15 protein-coding genes are annotated in these 15,288 nt (G+C 72.7%); 7 read left to right on the forward strand and 8 right to left on the reverse strand.

Annotated elements, in window-relative coordinates; genetic code table 11:
• Nucleotides 1-26: 26 nt before the first annotated feature.
• Complete coding sequence (locus ME121_RS20310) at nucleotides 27-1,349, reverse strand: HlyC/CorC family transporter (protein ID WP_024830934.1); 1,323 nt, start codon at nucleotides 1,347-1,349, stop codon at nucleotides 27-29.
• A gap of 60 nt (nucleotides 1,350-1,409) precedes the next feature.
• On the reverse strand, nucleotides 1,410-2,996 hold the full coding sequence (locus ME121_RS20315; RefSeq protein WP_029360921.1) for a hypothetical protein: 1,587 nt from the start codon (nucleotides 2,994-2,996) through the stop codon (nucleotides 1,410-1,412).
• 192 nt (nucleotides 2,997-3,188) lie between these two features.
• Here ME121_RS20315 and ME121_RS20320 point away from each other — a divergent pair, with 192 nt between their 5' ends.
• From ME121_RS20320 to ME121_RS20350, 7 genes are all read left to right on the forward strand, one after another.
• Nucleotides 3,189-3,587, forward strand: a complete 399-nt coding sequence (locus ME121_RS20320; protein WP_012317848.1) for a DUF3775 domain-containing protein — start codon at nucleotides 3,189-3,191, stop codon at nucleotides 3,585-3,587.
• Between the two features lie 23 nt (nucleotides 3,588-3,610).
• Nucleotides 3,611-4,900 carry an App1 family protein phosphatidate phosphatase gene (locus ME121_RS20325; RefSeq protein ID WP_012317847.1) on the forward strand — a complete coding sequence of 430 codons (1,290 nt, stop codon included), beginning with the start codon at nucleotides 3,611-3,613 and terminating at the stop codon, nucleotides 4,898-4,900.
• 125 nt (nucleotides 4,901-5,025) lie between these two features.
• Nucleotides 5,026-6,138, forward strand: a complete 1,113-nt coding sequence (locus tag ME121_RS20330; protein ID WP_029360919.1) for an alpha/beta hydrolase — start codon at nucleotides 5,026-5,028, stop codon at nucleotides 6,136-6,138.
• Between the two features lie 150 nt (nucleotides 6,139-6,288).
• Complete coding sequence (locus ME121_RS20335) at nucleotides 6,289-6,546, forward strand: hypothetical protein (RefSeq protein ID WP_012317845.1); 258 nt, start codon at nucleotides 6,289-6,291, stop codon at nucleotides 6,544-6,546.
• 180 nt (nucleotides 6,547-6,726) lie between these two features.
• Nucleotides 6,727-7,893, forward strand: coding sequence for an MFS transporter (locus tag ME121_RS20340; protein WP_059409510.1), 1,167 nt, complete (start codon nucleotides 6,727-6,729; stop codon nucleotides 7,891-7,893).
• Between the two features lie 65 nt (nucleotides 7,894-7,958).
• Nucleotides 7,959-10,148 carry a primosomal protein N' gene (locus tag ME121_RS20345; protein WP_059409511.1) on the forward strand — a complete coding sequence of 730 codons (2,190 nt, stop codon included), beginning with the start codon at nucleotides 7,959-7,961 and terminating at the stop codon, nucleotides 10,146-10,148.
• Nucleotides 10,149-10,326: 178 nt separating this feature from the next.
• Nucleotides 10,327-10,689, forward strand: coding sequence for a SpoIIAA family protein (locus ME121_RS20350; RefSeq protein WP_012317842.1), 363 nt, complete (start codon nucleotides 10,327-10,329; stop codon nucleotides 10,687-10,689).
• Between the two features lie 6 nt (nucleotides 10,690-10,695).
• Here the strand turns inward: ME121_RS20350 and ME121_RS20355 are convergent, their stop codons facing one another.
• The 6 genes from ME121_RS20355 to ME121_RS20380 form a co-directional block, all read right to left on the reverse strand.
• Entirely contained in the window at nucleotides 10,696-11,085 is a 390-nt protein-coding gene (locus ME121_RS20355; protein WP_012317841.1) for a hypothetical protein, read from the reverse strand.
• A gap of 502 nt (nucleotides 11,086-11,587) precedes the next feature.
• Complete coding sequence (locus ME121_RS20360) at nucleotides 11,588-11,794, reverse strand: Trm112 family protein (RefSeq protein ID WP_024830940.1); 207 nt, start codon at nucleotides 11,792-11,794, stop codon at nucleotides 11,588-11,590.
• A 12-nt stretch (nucleotides 11,795-11,806) separates the two neighbouring features.
• Complete coding sequence (locus tag ME121_RS20365) at nucleotides 11,807-12,472, reverse strand: LON peptidase substrate-binding domain-containing protein (RefSeq protein WP_012317839.1); 666 nt, start codon at nucleotides 12,470-12,472, stop codon at nucleotides 11,807-11,809.
• Between the two features lie 49 nt (nucleotides 12,473-12,521).
• Nucleotides 12,522-13,436: a thioredoxin gene (trxA, locus tag ME121_RS20370; RefSeq protein WP_012317838.1), complete on the reverse strand. Its 915-nt coding sequence runs from the start codon at nucleotides 13,434-13,436 to the stop codon at nucleotides 12,522-12,524.
• A gap of 82 nt (nucleotides 13,437-13,518) precedes the next feature.
• On the reverse strand, nucleotides 13,519-13,986 hold the full coding sequence (locus tag ME121_RS20375; RefSeq protein WP_059409512.1) for a hypothetical protein: 468 nt from the start codon (nucleotides 13,984-13,986) through the stop codon (nucleotides 13,519-13,521).
• Between the two features lie 220 nt (nucleotides 13,987-14,206).
• Nucleotides 14,207-15,184 carry a glutathione S-transferase family protein gene (locus ME121_RS20380; protein WP_029360915.1) on the reverse strand — a complete coding sequence of 326 codons (978 nt, stop codon included), beginning with the start codon at nucleotides 15,182-15,184 and terminating at the stop codon, nucleotides 14,207-14,209.
• Nucleotides 15,185-15,288 lie beyond the last annotated feature (104 nt).

Consider the following 15,288-nt stretch of genomic DNA (forward strand, 5'->3'; position numbering starts at 1 on the left):
CCGGCCGCGCTCGGCGCGCGCCGCCGTCACACCGCGTCGCGCGGCCCGTCCGGCAGCGCGGCGGCCTGGATCCCCGCCGAGGTCAGCGGCGTGATGCGCAGCGTGGTGATGCGGTTCTTGGCCTTCCGCAGCACCTGGAAGCGGAAGCCGTGGAAGTTGAAGGCCGTTCCCTGATCCGGGATGGTCCGGGCCTCGTGGATGACGAGGCCGGCGATCGTGGTCGCCTCCTCGTCGGGCAGGTTCCAGTCCATGGCCCGGTTCAGGTCGCGGATGGGCACGCCGCCGTCGACGTTCACCGACCCGTCCCCCTGCGGGCGCACGCCCGAGACGGTGACGTCGTGCTCGTCGGCGATGTCGCCGACGATCTCCTCCAGGATGTCCTCCAGGGTCACGAGCCCCATCACCTCGCCGTACTCGTCGACCACCAGGGCGAAGTGGGTCTTCTTGGTCAGGAAGGCCTTGAGCTGGGCGCGCAGCGACGTCGTGCCCGGCACGAACCACGTCTCGAGGGCCAGCGCCTCGACCTTGAGGCCGGAGGCGTCGCCGCCCGCGGCGTCGAGCGCCCGCAGCAGGTCCTTGGCGTGGAGGACGCCGACGATGTTCTCGGGCGTGCCGCGCCACAGCGGCATGCGGGTGTAGGGCGAGGACAGCACCGCCCGGACGATGTCCTCGGAGGGCTGGTCGGCGTCGATCGCCCGCATCTTGGTGCGGTGGACCATGACGTCGGAGACCGACAGGTCCGACAGGTCGAGCAGGCCGCCCAGCATGTCGCGCTCGGCCTTGGCGACGCCACCCTCCCGGTGCATCAGCGCCACCTGGCCGCGCAGCTCCTCGGCGGCGGTGAGGATCGACTGGTGCTCGCCGATCGTGACGCCGAACGGCTTCAGCATCACCCGCACGACCTGCTCGATGGCGAGCGCCAGCGGGCCCATCAGCGCCACCGCGAAGGCCACGGGCCGGGCGGTGAGCAGCGCGGTCTTGTCGGGCTTCGAGATCGCCAGCGTCTTCGGCAGCACCTCGGCGAAGACGATGACCAGCACCGACATGCCGACCGTCGCGTAGATGACGCCGCTCTTGCCGAACAGCGCGGTGAGCACGCTGGTGGTGAAGGCCGAGGCGCCGATCGCCACGATGTTGTAGCCGATCAGCATCGCGCCGATGAAGCGCTCGCGGATCGCCAGGATGCGGTTGACGATCGCGGCGCGCGGGTCGCCCGCCTGCTCGAGGGCGTGCATCCGGGCCCGCGAGGCGGCCGTGAAGGCGGTCTCCGCGCCCGCGAAGAAGGCCGAGAGCAGCAACGAGATCGCCACGATGCTCGCGGCGAACCACAGGTCGATATGGGTTTCCATCGGGTCCGTCAGGCACGCCTCGCGCGGCTTGTCGGCCGCCCATATAGCGCCTCCTGCGACTTATTGCGCGCCGATCGGGCGCACCGTCCACGTCGCCCAGTAGACGGGCCGCCCGTACAGGCTCGACGCGTCGCGCCCGGAGGCGGTCGGGGCGAGCCGGTCGAGCCAGGTCAGGAAGCCCGCCTTGTTCGGGTAGATCGCCGGCGTGTCGAGGTTGCCCTCCGCGTCGGTCATCCAGAAATGCGCGCTGCGGTCGTACCGGCCGCTGCCGTCGCCCCCCGAGCGCAGCCCGAGATAGGCGGCGGAGCGGCCCGCTTCCACCGGATCGGCGTAGAGCTTGAGGGCGCCGATCCCGTCGAGGTTCAGGTCGGCCGTGTACTGCAGGCAGATATCCGCCACCGGGCCGCCCGGGGCATTGGCGGGCCGCTGGCACGTGTAGGACACGGCCCAGCGCTGCATGCCCTTGGCCCGGGCCACCCGCACCAGGGTTCCGGGCGGCAGCGGCCCGGCGAGCTTGCGCGCCGTCGACCAGACCTTCGGCCCCGACAGGTCCTGCGCCGTGCGCAGGAACAGCCCGGTGCGGCGCTTCTCGGGGGCGAGGCCGCAATCCTCGGGCAGCACGTCGGTGTAGACGTAGTGATAGGTGCGGTCGACGACGCTGATCGAGCCGGCGAGGCCGTGGGTCTCGAAGGCGGGCGCCGCGCAGGCCGACGTGACGGGCTTGCCCGCCTCGTCGACCACCGCGGCGGGGACGGGCGGGTCGGCGCGCCGGCCGCGGCCGGCGCCGGCCTCGAACGGCGTCCAGGTCAGCCCGTAGCCGTCGGCGGTGCGGGTCCGGATCTCGAAGGTCTGGAAGTCGAGGGTGCGCGCCTCGATCTGGACGCGGCGCCGGACGTCCGCCGGCCCCGTGGCAGGCTCGTCCCGCTCCGTCCGCCGGCGCCGGCGCCGGCCGCGGCGCTCGGTGTCGGCCCCGTCGCCGCCGGTGACGCCCACGCGCTCCTGCCCGAGCAGGAAGACGTAGCTGTAGGCCTCGCCGGCCCAGGTCCGGCCCGTCACCGCGATCGGGTCGCGCGGGCCGATGCCCTCGGCGGACGGCGTCGGTTCGGACCAGCCCCGCGTCCGCGCGCGCTCCTCCGGGAGGTCGACCCAGAACCGGTCGGCCGAGGGCGGCAGCGTCGTGACCAGGGCTTCGAAGGTGCGGCCGGTGCGCAGGGCGCCGCCGTCGCGGCTGTCCGTGGCGCGCCGCTCCGGGCAGGGCTCGTCCCGGCGGGACGCCGCCGGGGTCTGGCCCTGGAACACGGCCTGGAGCGGGCCGGGCGCCTCGGAGCGTGCGAGCCGCAGGATCTGCACGCCGCGCACGAAGGCGCAGGGGGCCGGCGCGATCAGGACGCCCTCGGCCTCCGAGCCCTCGCGGCAGATCTCGAGCGCGCCGCCGCCGGTCAGGAAGCAGCTCGGGGCGCTCCCCTCGTAGCCGGTGGGCCGGGCCTCGGCGGATCGCGTCCCGATGAGCGCGGATCCGGCCAGCGCCGAGAGCGCCGCGAGCGCCGCGAGGTGCAGGCGGCCGCCCGACCGCCGGGACGCGACGCCGCGTGCAGGAGGAATGACGGTATCGGCCGGCGACGTCCTGACAGTCTTAATAGAAATCACGTCTATCGCCGATGTCGATCCGGGTGTCGGATTAGTCTCGCAGCCTCTATCCCAGGGGCGCTGAGCCGGAAAGTGGCGCGGACCACGCAACCCACCTTCGATGGGGACGGGGCGAACCCGGCGCCCGCTCGCCCGTTGTCGCGGCTTGAGGGCCCCGCTTGCCCGACCCCGTCAGCGTCCGGAGATCAGCGCATGGATATCGCCGTCGAAACCGTCACCGACATCGTCATGCGGCTGCGCGCCGTCGAGGTGAAAGAGGGCAACACCGACCCGGATTCTGGCTCGAACCCGATCGACGACGGCGCCACCGACGTCCTGGTCTCCGGCACCGACGACGCGACGGAATCCGAGGTCCGGGGCATGATCGCCGGGCTCGACGACGATTCCCGTGCCGAACTGCTCGCCCTCCTCTACGTCGGGCGCGGCGACATGGAACCGGAAGAGTGGAGCGAGGCGGTGCGCTTCGCCCGCGAGCGCGAGGCCGCCGGCGAGGGCGCCGTGCGGGAACTGCTCGGCAGCCCCGATGCCGGCGATCTCCTGGAGGAGGGCCTCGACGCGATGGGGCTCAGCCCCGAACTGCCGCAGGCCTGAGCGCCTGACGGCGGCCGATCGCCATGGTCTCGCGCGCGCGCAGGGGCGCCACCAAGGCCCTGCGGGTCCTCACCCGGCCGGTCCGTCGCGCGCAGGGGCGTGGCGGCAAGGGCCGGGGCGGGCTCGTGGTCGAGCCGTACCGCGGCTACGGATCCCGCGACGAGGTGTTCCTGATCGGCCGCGTCTTCCGGCAGTCGCCGGGGATCCCCGGCGAGGATCCCGAGTCCCTGCGGGCGCAGTGGCGCGACCTGCGCCGCCGCATCGCCCGGCGGACGATCGCCGGCGCGGGCGTGACCGCCCGGTTCGGCGACGACGCCGTGCGGGTCGAGACCGACCGGGACGGCTATTTCCGCGTGCACCTCCACCCGCGGACGCCCCCCACCGAGGCGGGTGACTGGCACGCGGTCGACCTCCTCCTCGATGCCGATCCGCCGATCCCCGCCGAGGGCGCGGTGTTCATCCCGCACGACCGCTGCCGCTGCGTCGTGGTCAGCGACATCGACGACACGGTGATGCGCACCGGCGTCGCCAACAAGCTGAAGATGCTCTGGCGCCTGTTCGTCGAGGATGCCGAGAGCCGGGTCGCCTTCCCGGGCGTCGCCGCCCTCTACCGCGCCCTCCACGCGGGCGCCGGAGGCGACGAGGGCAACCCGATGCTCTACGTGTCCCGCGCGCCCTGGGGCCTCTACGAGATGCTGTCCGAGTTCTTCCAGCGCCACGGCATCCCGGCCGGGCCGGTGCTGTTCCTGCGGGAATGGGGCCTGTCCTGGACTCACCCGCTGCCGCGCCGGGCCACCGACCACAAGCAGGCGCTGATCCGGCACATGCTTGCCCTCTACCGCGATCTGCCCTTCGTGCTGATCGGCGACAGCGGCCAGCACGACCCGGAGGTCTACGCGCAGATCGTCGAGGAGAATCCCGGGCGGGTGCTGGCCGTCTACATCCGCAACGTGTCCCGCGACGCCGCGCGGGTCGAGGAGATCGTCCGGCTCGCCGGTGCCGTCGCCCGGGCCGGATCGAGCCTCGTGCTCGCCGCCGACAGCGTCGCCATGGCCGAGCACGCCGCCGCCATCGGGCTGATCGCGCCCGGGGCGGTGGCCGGCGTCGCCGACGAGCACGCCGCGGCGGCCGAGACCGGGCCGCGCCGGGAGACTGCGCGGATCACGCCGGAGCCATCGGGCGTTGCCGACGCGACGGATGACCCGATCGGGCCCGAGGCGATCGCCGAGGCGCTCGCCGGCGACGGCACCGTGCCGGCGACCCTGGTGGTCGAGCCGGAGACGCCGGCCGCACTCCCGCGGCTCGGCGCGTGAACGCGCGGCCACGATCGTAACCCGGGCCGCTGTCGCGCTCGGCCCCGTCCCATAGTTTCCGAGCCGGCGCAGCGGGCACCCGCCGGGACGGGTTCGCAGGCCGGGCTGCCGCTGGAGGAACCGAGATGCGTTCGAGCCTGTCCGCGCTGCTGATGATCGCCTGCGGCACCCAGGTCGCCTTCGGGCAGGCCGCGCCGGCGGAGAGGCCGGCTCCGGGTTTCGAGCAACTGGAAGCCGAGATGGGTGCCGCCAACGCCGCCCCGGGTCCGCGGACGGTCCCGGCCAAGGTCGTGCCCGTGCCCGACACGACGAGCCCGCAGTTCCGAACCGCCGTGGCGGCGCCCTACCGCGTGCCGGCCTGGAACGCGAACCCGCCGGACGCCGCGGCCTGGAAGGCGCTGGTCGACAAGCTCGCTGCTGCCGGAGCCGCCACCCTCCCGGCCCTGCGCGAGAAGCTCGGCGTCACCAGCGAGGCCGCGGTGATCGGCGGCGTGAAGGCCTTCGTGGTTCAGCCCCGGCAGATACCCGAGGCGAACCGCAACCGGCTGCTCCTGCACATCCACGGCGGCGGCTACGTCTACAATCCCGGCGAAGCCGGCACGCTGGAGGCGATCCTGATGGCCGGCCTCGGCGGCTACAAGGTCATCTCGGTCGATTACCGCATGCCGCCGGATGCCCCCTACCCGGCGGCCATGGACGACGCCACCGCCGTGTGGCGGGCGATGCTGTCCATGCAGAAGCCCGGGAACATGGCGGTCTTCGGCACTTCCACGGGCGGCGGCATGACCCTGGCCCTGATGCTGCGCGCCAAGGCCGAGGGTCTGGCGCTGCCGGCGGCGATCGGCCTCGGAACACCCTGGTCGGACATGACCGAGACCGGCGACAGCTACCGGACCAACGAGTGGCTCGACAACGTCCTCGTCAGCTATCACGGCTACCTGACGCCGGCCGCGAAGCTCTACGCCGCCGGCCGCGACCTGAAGGACCCGCAGCTCTCGCCGATCTACGGCGACTTCACCGGCCTGCCGCCCGCGATCCTGGTCACCGGCACCCGCGACCTGTTCCTGTCGAACACGGTGCGCACCCACCGGAAGCTGCGCGCCGCCGGGATCGACGCGTCGCTGCAGGTGTTCGAGGGCATGTCCCACGCCCAGTACCTGTTCACGCCGGACGCGCCCGAGACCCGGGAGGTGTTCGGCGAGATGGCGCGCTTCTTCGATGGGCATCTCGGGCGCTGAGGCGCGGCGGGGCGAGCTTGCGCGGAGCTTGCGCTCACGAAATGGTGCAATGCAGCATTTCGGTGGGATGGGTTCACTTCGCGGCCGCGATGCCTAGGTTCGGGCGCTCGCATGCCGGTCCACGCTCCTCGAGCCTCCTGGAGGCCATCCGTGCAAACCTACACCCTCGCCATCGCCGACGGCGTCCTGTTCGCCTGCCTGCCCGACGAGGCCGACATCTCGGCCGCGATCACGGACGCGACCGCCACCAATTACGGGTTCGGACTCAGCCTCGACATCGTCCGCGGGGCGACCCTCACCGACGCGGCGGGTCCAGAGGACGAGGTCGTGTGGCAGGAGGGGCCCGACAGCGAGCTGCTCGACGCGCAGGGACGGCGTTACCGCTACGCCGTCCGCCGGCCCTGCTGAGAACGCCGTGCCGAGCCGCTGACGCGGGCCCGTCCCGCAATGCTAGGCTCCGCCCGTCCGGGCGGGAGACTGTGGCGTGCGGGACTTTGCTCGAGGACTCGCTCCGGGCGCCGTCGTCCCGGGCAGGCCGTCCCCCGCGCGGAATGACGGGGTGAAGACCCGTCCGGTGCGAACATCCCGATGAGGGCCGAGGGGAGCAGCGCGGAACGGCGCGGCGGGCTCGCCCGGTTTCTCGCCCTGTACGCGGCGCTCTACGGCGCCTACGGCGTCCTGTCGCCGGTGCTGCCGGGCTTCCTCGCCGCGCGCGGTCTGACACCCGGCGAGATCGGTCTCCTCCTCGCGGCCGCGGGCGCCCTGCGCCTCGGGATCGGGCCCCTGGCCGGCGCCTTCGCCGACCGCCACCGGGCCGGCCGATCCGTCCTGGCAGCGAGTCTCGCGCTGGCCGGGCTCAGCGCCCTGGCGCACCTGCCCGGCGCCGGGCTGGCGCAATTGATCGGTCCGGCGCTCCTCTACGCGGCGGGCACCGCGGCCCCGGCGCCCCTCGCCGACGCGCTCGCGCTGGCCGCCGCACGGGGCGGTGCGGCGTTCCAGTACGGCTGGGTCCGCGGCGCGGGCTCGGCCGCGTTCATCGCCGGCACAGCCGCGGCCGGCTGGCTGATCGGCCTCTACGGCCTCGCCGCCGCCCTCGTGGCGAGCGGCAGCCTGTTCCTGGCCGCCGGCGCGGCGGCCCTGGCCCTGCCCGCCGGCCCGGGCGTCGCGGCTCGGGCCGGGGCGCCGTGGCACGGCTTCGCCGCCCTGGTCGCCCTGCCGCGCTTCCGCCGCACGGTGCTCGTCGCCGGCCTGGTGATCGGCGCGCACGCGATGCACGACGGCTTCGCCATGATCCTGTGGCGGTCCGCCGGGATCGCGGCGACCACCGCCGGCCTGCTCTGGTCGGTCTCGGTGGCCGCCGAGGTCCTGGTGTTCCTGCTGGTCGGGCCGCCCCTGCTGGCGCGGATCGGCCCCGCGGCCGGCGTCGCGGTGGCGGCCTGCGCGGGGGCCCTGCGCTGGGCGGTGCTGGGATCCACGACCGCGATCCCGTGGCTGGCCGCCGTCGAATCCCTGCACGGGCTGAGCTTCGCCCTCCTGCACCTCGCCTGCCTGAGGCTCATCGAGGCGTCGACGCCGGCCGATCTTAGGACGACCGCGCTGGCGCTCTACGGGACGCTGGGCCTCGGCCTCTCAGGGGTCGCGGCGACCCTGGCCTCCGGGGTTCTGTACGGCGCGTTCGGCGCACCGGCCTTCTGGGCCATGGCGGCGCTGAGTCTCGCGGCCCTGCCGCTCGTGCCGGCGCTGCGGGATCGCTGAAGCGGCGGGTTCTTTTCCCGCGCCTATGGTACGGACCCGGAACGGACCCGCCCGAAAAGCCCCGCATGCCCGTCGTCGCCGAGATCCTGATCCCGCTCGCCCTCGATACGCCCTACAGCTACGTGGCGCCGGCCGGGCTCGACCTCGCCGCGGGCGACGTGGTCCAGGTGCCGCTCGGCCCGCGCGAGATCGTCGGGGTCGTCTGGGGCGTCGCCGAGACGCCCGGCGGCTCGAACCTCCGGCCGGTGACCGGCCGCCTGCCCTACCCGCCCCTCTCGGACCCGCTGCGCAGCCTCGTGGACTGGATCGCCCGCTACACGCTGGCGCCCAAGGGCTCGGCGCTGGCCATGGTGCTGCGGCTGCCCGACGAGGCGGCGGCCGGCGAGACCGCCCGGGTCGCCGTGCGCCTCACGGACAAGCCCCCGTCCCGGCCGACTCCGGCCCGCACCAAGGTGCTCGCCGCGGCGGCCGACGGCGCCCTGCGCGGCAAGAGCGCGCTCGCCAAGGAGGCCGGCGTCTCGCTCTCGGTGGTCGACGGGCTGATCGATGACGGCGTCCTCGAGACCGTGGCGGTCGAGCCCGAGCCGGTCGCGCCGCGGCCCGACCCGGACTTCCCGCGGGCGCCGCTCTCGCCCGCGCAGGCCGAGGCCGTGTCGGCCCTCGTCGCGCCCTTCCCGTTGGACCGGCCGCAGCCGCGGGAAGCCGACGATCTCCGCCCGGTCCTGCTGGAGGGCGTCACCGGCTCGGGCAAGACCGAGGTCTACTTCGAGGCGGTGGCGGCCTGCATCCGCGCCGGGCGCCAAGCACTGATCCTGATGCCCGAGATCGCCCTGACGGCGCAGTTCCTCGACCGGTTCGCCGCGCGGTTCGGGGTCCGGCCGGCCGCGTGGCATTCGGGGATCGGCGGCAGGCGGCGCGAGCGCCTGCGCGCCGCCGTGGCCGAGGGCGAGGCGCTCGTTGTGGTCGGCGCGCGCTCGGCCCTGTTCCTGCCCTTCGCGCGGCTCGGCCTGATCGTGGTCGATGAGGAGCACGAGACCGCCTACAAGCAGGAGGACGGCGTCCATTACCACGCCCGCGACATGGCGGTCGTGCGCGGACGCCTCGAGGGCTGCCCGGTCGTCCTGACCTCGGCGACGCCCGCCATCGAGACCCGCGTCAACGCCGCGCGGGGGCGCTACCGGCACGTCCTGCTCCCCGAGCGCTTCGGCGGGCGGCGCCTGCCCGACATCGCCGCCATCGACATGCGCCTCGACCAGCCCGAGCGGGGCCGCTTCCTGAGCCCGCCGCTGGTCAACGCCGTGAAGAGCACCCTGGAGCGCGGCGAGCAGGCGCTGCTGTTCCTCAACCGCCGGGGCTACGCGCCGCTGACCCTCTGCCGGGCCTGCGGCCACCGCTACCAGTGCAAGAACTGCTCGACCTGGCTCGTGGAGCACCGGTTCCGCCGGGCGCTGGTCTGCCACCAGTGCGGCTACGCGGAGCGCCGGCCGGAGGCCTGCACCGAGTGCGGGACCTTCGACAATCTCACCGCGTGCGGGCCCGGCGTCGAGCGGATTGCCGAAGAGGCCGCCGAGATGTTCCCCGACCGGCGCATCGTCGTCCTGTCGAGCGACTTCCCCGGCGGCGCCGAGCGTCTGCGCCAGGAACTCGACGCGGTGGCGGCGGGCGAGTGCGACGTCGTGATCGGCACGCAGCTCGTGGCCAAGGGCCACAACTTCCCGTACCTGACCCTGGTCGGCGTCCTCGACGCCGATATCGGCCTGACATCGGGCGACCCGCGGGCAGCCGAGCGGACTTTCCAGCTGCTCCAGCAGGTCACCGGGCGCGCCGGACGCGGCGAGAAGCCCGGGCGCGCCCTGGTCCAGACCTACCAGCCGGACCACCCGGTGATCGCGGCGCTCCTCTCGGGCGACGCCGAGCGCTTCTACGCGGAGGAGATCCAGGCCCGCGAGGCGGCCGGCCTGCCGCCGTTCGGGCGGCTCGCGGCCCTGATCGTCTCGGCGAGCGAGCGCGAGGTCGCGGAGGCGCACGGTCAGGCCTTGGCCCGCGCCGCCGAGCCGCCGGAGGGCGTGATGGTGCTGGGGCCCGCCGAGGCGCCGCTCGCCCTGGTGCGCGGCCGCTACCGCTTCCGGCTGCTCGTGAAGACCGAGCGCAACGTCGATCTCCAGGCCTACCTGCGCGCCTGGATCGCCCGGGGCCCGAAGGTGCGGGGCAACGTGCGGGTCGCCATCGATGTCGACCCGCAGAGCTTTTTGTAGGAGACTTCGCGGACCCCCCCGGCCTTGTGAACGCCGGTTCGCCGTCGGGAGGCACGTCAGAGCGAGGGTCCAGGGCCATACCGGTTCGTCCCGCGATCGGGTATGGCTCAGGTCACGGGCGGCGGACCCTGGTCGGAGACCGGCTACGGGACGCGTGCGGTTCCCGGAGGAGCGATCAGTGCTGACCTACACCAAGACGCCGGATTCGAATGTCGCCGAGATCGTGGTCGACGGGAAGATCACCGACGAGGAGATGAACGCGGCGATGACCGCGATGAAGGCCGACCTCGACAAGGGGGGCAAGATCAAGCTGCTCGAGGATATCCGCGCCTTCGAGGGCATGGAGCCGGCGGCCTTCTTCAAGGACCCGCGCTTCGGGTTCTCGATGATGAAGAGCGTCAGCCACGTCGCCCTGGTCACGGACGCGCCCTGGCTGAAGGCGCTCGCCGAGACCTTCAACTTCGTCTCGCCGACACAGATCAAGGTGTTCGAGCGCGCCCGCATCGACGAGGCGCGCAGCTGGCTCGCCGCGGCGGCCTGAGCGACCTCAATCGGCTTGCGCGGTGCGGGTGTCGCTGCGCCGCGCGGTCCAGTGACCGGAGCACAGGGACGAGACCTTCCAGGTGCCGGCGCCGCTGCCGGCCTGGAGCCGCCCGGTGCCGGTGCCGCTCGCCGTCCCGTTGCTGACGGTGATGCCGACGCTGCCGTCGGGCCGCACGTGGCCGTTCACCTGTGCCCCGGCGCTGCCGGAAATGAGCTGCACCTGCCCCTCGCGGATGGCGAGCGCGTAGGTGTAGCGGGCGCTGCACAGGCCGCTCTCCGTCACGAGCTCCACCGACCACCGCCCGTTATGCGTGCTCGGCCCCGCGCTGGCGGGCAGGCACGTCGGGAGGGACAGGCCGGCGGCGAGAGCCGCGACCGCGGTCAGCTTAATCATGCGATGCAATCTTTCAGCGAAGCGAGCGCCGCCCGGAGCGGCGTGCACGGTCACAATCATCGATCGAGGATGACCCGACGCTGAACGATGGAAGCGGCAAGAGTATGGCCGCCTCCCGCCTGTTCAAGATAGATTACGGCTGAGGAGCCCGCGAAGAATGGTCAAGCTCGACGCCGCCGATGCTGTCGCCTGATCTGGCGATCGGGCCGTCCAGGTCTCCGCTCATCACGGACACGCGCGGAGGTAGCCCAGCATCTCAACGGGGAGGACCAGAGCCGCCGGGCCCGCGGACGAGCGCCTTCGAACTGTTCCTGATCCCCTCTCCGCGGGCGTGCCCCGGGCGCCGGAGGCCGAATAGGCTCTCGGCGAAATAGCATCGGAAGGTCCGGGCCGGCCGCGTTCGGATCTGCCAGCGGGCGCGGGCAGCATTCCAGTCCCCCGCCCGTCCCGCGCGTCGTGTCAGGCCGCTCCGCCGCGCGACGGCCGGAGCGGCCGGTGGCGCTCAGTCAATCAGCGGACGGGCTTCCTCGGGCAGCATGATCGGGATCCCGTCGCGGATCGGGTAGGCGAGCTTCGCCGAGCGGCTGATCAGCTCCTGCCGGGCCGAATCGTATTCGAGGGTGCCCTTGGTCAGCGGGCAGACGAGGATCTCCAGGAGCTTCGGGTCGACGCGGGTCGCCTCGACGGGGGCGGTGAGATCGTTGGACATCGGTGAGGCAACCTATTGCATCGGCGACTCGGGGCCCGAGCCGCGAACCAGTTCCATCTGCGTGACCGCGATCAGGATCTCGGCCCGGGTCTTCAGGTCGGGAGCCTCCAGCATCGCCTGCTTCTCGCGCACCCCGAACGGGCTCATCATGCACAGGGCGTTGACCAGCGCCTCGTCGGGCGCCTCGTCGATCCCGGCCCAGTCCACCTTGAGGTCGTTCGACTCCACGAAATCGCGCAGCGCCTTGAGGACGCCGTCACGGTCAACCTGCTCCTCGCCCGCCCGCGGCTCGAAGTCCACCGCGAACTCGTCGTAGGAGACGTGGCAGCGGCGATAGGGGCCGATCGAGGCCAGCTCGCTCTCGACCCGGAACCGGGTGACGCCGGTGAGCGAGATCAGGTACCGACCGTCGCCGGTCTCGGCGTACTGGGTCACGCGGCCCGCGCAGCCGACGCGGTAGAGCTTCGGGTTCGCCCCGCTCGAACCTTCGGGATCGGGCTGGATCATGCCGATGATCCGGTCGGTGCGCATGGCATCGTCGACCATCGCGAGGTAGCGCGGCTCGAAGATGTTCAGCGGCATCTGTCCCCGCGGCAGCAGCAGCGCGCCGGACAGCGGGAAGACCGGGATGACGGGAGGGCAGTCCGCAGGGCCCTTGTAGCTCGCATGGGTGCTCATGGCGCCTCCCAGAGGGGCCGATCGGTGGGCCGGGGTGCGAGCCGGTGCCTCACGAGAATAGAAGCGCCGAGAGCTTGCGGCGGCCGCGGATCGTGTCCGGGTCCATCACACCCCAGGCCTCGAAGAACTGCAGCAGCTGCTTGCGCGCCCCGTCCTCGTTCCAGTCCTTGTCGCGCTTGCGCAGCTCGATCAGGTGATCGACGGCCTGGCCGCGCTCACCCCGGGCGGCGAGCCCGAGCGCGAGGTCGAACCGCGCCTGATGGGCGTCGGGGTTCGCCTCGACCTCCCGCTGCAGGCCCGCGAGATCGCCCAGCGACGCGGCCTGCTCGGCGAGTTCCAGGGCGGCGCGGATGCCGACGAGCGCCGGGTCGCCGGCCTTCGCCTCCGGAACCATCGCCAGCACGCGCTTGGCGTTCTCGATCTCGCCCGCGTCGAGCTGCATCTTCGCGAGGCCGGCCAGCGCGGTGACGTTGTCGGGCTGCTGCTCCAGCACGGCCGCGTAGATCTCGGCGGCGCCGGCGAGGTCGCCCTCCTGGATCAGGGCGGCCGCGTCGGCGAGGGCCGCCTCCAGCGGATCCTGCTGCGGGCCGGCCACGCGCCCGATCAGCTCCTTGATCTGGCTCTCCGGAACCGCGCCCATGAAGCCGTCGACCGGCTGGCCCTTCTGGAAGACGATCACCGCCGGGATCGACTGGATGCCGAGCTGACCGGCGATCGAGGGATGCTCGTCGATGTTCATCTTGGCCAGGACGACCGCGCCCGCGGCCTCCCGGACCACCTTCTCCAGAACCGGCGTGAGCTGCTTGCACGGCCCGCACCAGGGCGCCCAGAAGTCGACCAGGACCGGCCGGTGCATCGACTCGGCGATGACATCCTGACGGAAGCTCGCCGTGGTCGTGTCCTTGATGAGGGAGCCGGTGTCGCCGGCCGGGGCACCGCCCGCGGCGAGGGTGTCGTTGAGCATCGGTCTGGCTTCGGAACCTTTTTCGTGGAGCCCCTTAAATGGGGCTTCCGCCCCGATCTGACCAGCCCATAGACCGGTATCCTCAGCGCGGCGGCGCGGCGGCCGGCGCTCCTGCCGCCGCCTTGGCGGCGGTCACGAACGTGCCGGCGAAGGGGCGCCCGTCGGCGGTGCTGGCCTCGCAGGTGATCGCGGTGCGCCCGGGCTCCGGTGTCGAGAAGCGGCAGGCGCCGATCGCGAGGATCGGGGCACCGTCCTTGCCCGTGGTGACGACGTTGATCGGCTGCAGCGGATCGGTCTCCTCGGTGGCTTCCTGCTGGGCGCCGTTGCCGCTGAAGCTGAGGGTCTGGCCGTCGGCGGTGGTGAAGTCGAAGCTCGTGCGGTTGCGGCTGACCGCGTTCGTCAGGACGTTGCTGCAGGCACCGCTCAGGTCCTGCGTGCCGATGACGAGCTTCTCGCAGGTCCCCTCCAGCCGCAGCGCCGCCTGGGCGCGGGCCGCGGAGGGCAGGCTGACGAGGGCGCAGAGCAGCGCGAGGCGCAGGCGGTCAGTCATGGCGTGTCGGGCATCCTCCGGTTGAGAGCCGAACTAGGCGCGCGGCGACTGCCGTCGAGGGTCTCCGCCCGAGAACCGGCTCGACGGCGGGTGAGTCGGGGCGCGCCGGGCGGAACGACGCGCGGATCCCCCGCTCCCGCACGGGAGAGGGGGCATGTCGCGGCCGTCCGGACCGGAGAGGCCGGTCTTGCAGGCCGTCGCAGCACGATCGGGGCCGACCCTAGCCCGCGAAACGCAGGGCCCGATCGTTCGGCGCGGCGAAGTCCAGCTCCGGCCCGAGGGGCACGATTCCCGTCGGATTGATGGTCGGATGGCTCTCGTAATAGTGCCGCTTGATGTGGGTGAGGTTCACGGTCGGCGCGACGCCGGGCAACGCGTAGAGGTCGCGGAGATAGTTCGACAGGTTCGGGTAGTCGGTGATCCGGCGCTTGTTGCACTTGAAGTGCCCGACATAAACGGCGTCGAACCGCACCAGGGTGGTGAACAGCCGGATGTCGGCCTCGGTCAGCCGCTCCCCGCAGAGGTAGCGGCTCCGGTCGAGGCGCGCCTCCAGCGCGTCGAGTTCGGCGAACAGGGCCTCGAAGGCCTGGGCGTAGGCCTCCTGCTTCGTCGCGAAGCCCGCCTTGTAGACCCCGTTGTTCACGCGGTCGTAGACGCGGGCGTTCACGGCGTCGATCTCGGCGCGCAGGTCCGGCGGATAGAGGTCGGGGCCGGTCCCTCCGAAGGCGTCGTTCAGCATCCGCAGGATCTCGGCGGATTCGTTCGACACGATGGTGGCGCGCTCCCGGTCCCAGAGGGTCGGAACGGTGACGCGGCCGCTGTAGGACGGATCCGCCGCCAGGTAGACCTCGTAGAGGCGCCGGGCGCCGTGGATCGGGTCCGGCGTCGCGCCCGGCGTGTCGCCGAAGACCCAGCCCTCCGCGCCCATGTGCGGGTCGACCACCGAGACCGAGATCGCGTCCTCCAGCCCCTTCAGGGCGCGGCCGATCAGCGTGCGGTGCGCCCAGGGGCAGGCCAGGGACACGTAGAGGTGGTAGCGCCCCGGCGCGCCGCGGAAGCCGCCCGCGCCGGATGGACCGGGCGACCCGTCGGCGGTGACCCAGTTGCGAAAGACGGAGGCCTTGCGCTCGAAGCGGCCGCCCGTCGCGGCGGTGTCGTACCACTGGTCGCACCAGATGCCGTCCACGAGGAGGCCCATCGTCGTCTCCGCTTGCTCGAATTATCCGACCAGATGGGCTTCGCGCGGCCGGTGTGAAGGCGCGTGCGGAGCGGCACGCGACGCGCCATGTCGATCCGGGGTCG

Source organism: Methylobacterium sp. ME121 (assembly GCF_000974725.1).
In the GTDB taxonomy this organism is placed as follows: domain Bacteria; phylum Pseudomonadota; class Alphaproteobacteria; order Rhizobiales; family Beijerinckiaceae; genus Methylobacterium; species Methylobacterium radiotolerans.

Coding starts and splice junctions, on each gene's coding strand:
- ME121_RS20310 (WP_024830934.1), bottom strand. CDS start 1,349: ATGGAAACCCATATCGACCTGTGGTTCGCCGCGAGCATCGTGGCGATC.
- ME121_RS20320 (WP_012317848.1), top strand. CDS start 3,189: ATGGATATCGCCGTCGAAACCGTCACCGACATCGTCATGCGGCTGCGC.
- ME121_RS20325 (WP_012317847.1), top strand. CDS start 3,611: ATGGTCTCGCGCGCGCGCAGGGGCGCCACCAAGGCCCTGCGGGTCCTC.
- ME121_RS20330 (WP_029360919.1), top strand. CDS start 5,026: ATGCGTTCGAGCCTGTCCGCGCTGCTGATGATCGCCTGCGGCACCCAG.
- ME121_RS20340 (WP_059409510.1), top strand. CDS start 6,727: ATGAGGGCCGAGGGGAGCAGCGCGGAACGGCGCGGCGGGCTCGCCCGG.
- ME121_RS20345 (WP_059409511.1), top strand. CDS start 7,959: ATGCCCGTCGTCGCCGAGATCCTGATCCCGCTCGCCCTCGATACGCCC.
- ME121_RS20355 (WP_012317841.1), bottom strand. CDS start 11,085: ATGATTAAGCTGACCGCGGTCGCGGCTCTCGCCGCCGGCCTGTCCCTC.
- ME121_RS20360 (WP_024830940.1), bottom strand. CDS start 11,794: ATGTCCAACGATCTCACCGCCCCCGTCGAGGCGACCCGCGTCGACCCG.
- ME121_RS20365 (WP_012317839.1), bottom strand. CDS start 12,472: ATGAGCACCCATGCGAGCTACAAGGGCCCTGCGGACTGCCCTCCCGTC.
- trxA (WP_012317838.1), bottom strand. CDS start 13,436: ATGCTCAACGACACCCTCGCCGCGGGCGGTGCCCCGGCCGGCGACACC.
- ME121_RS20375 (WP_059409512.1), bottom strand. CDS start 13,986: ATGACTGACCGCCTGCGCCTCGCGCTGCTCTGCGCCCTCGTCAGCCTG.
- ME121_RS20380 (WP_029360915.1), bottom strand. CDS start 15,184: ATGGGCCTCCTCGTGGACGGCATCTGGTGCGACCAGTGGTACGACACC.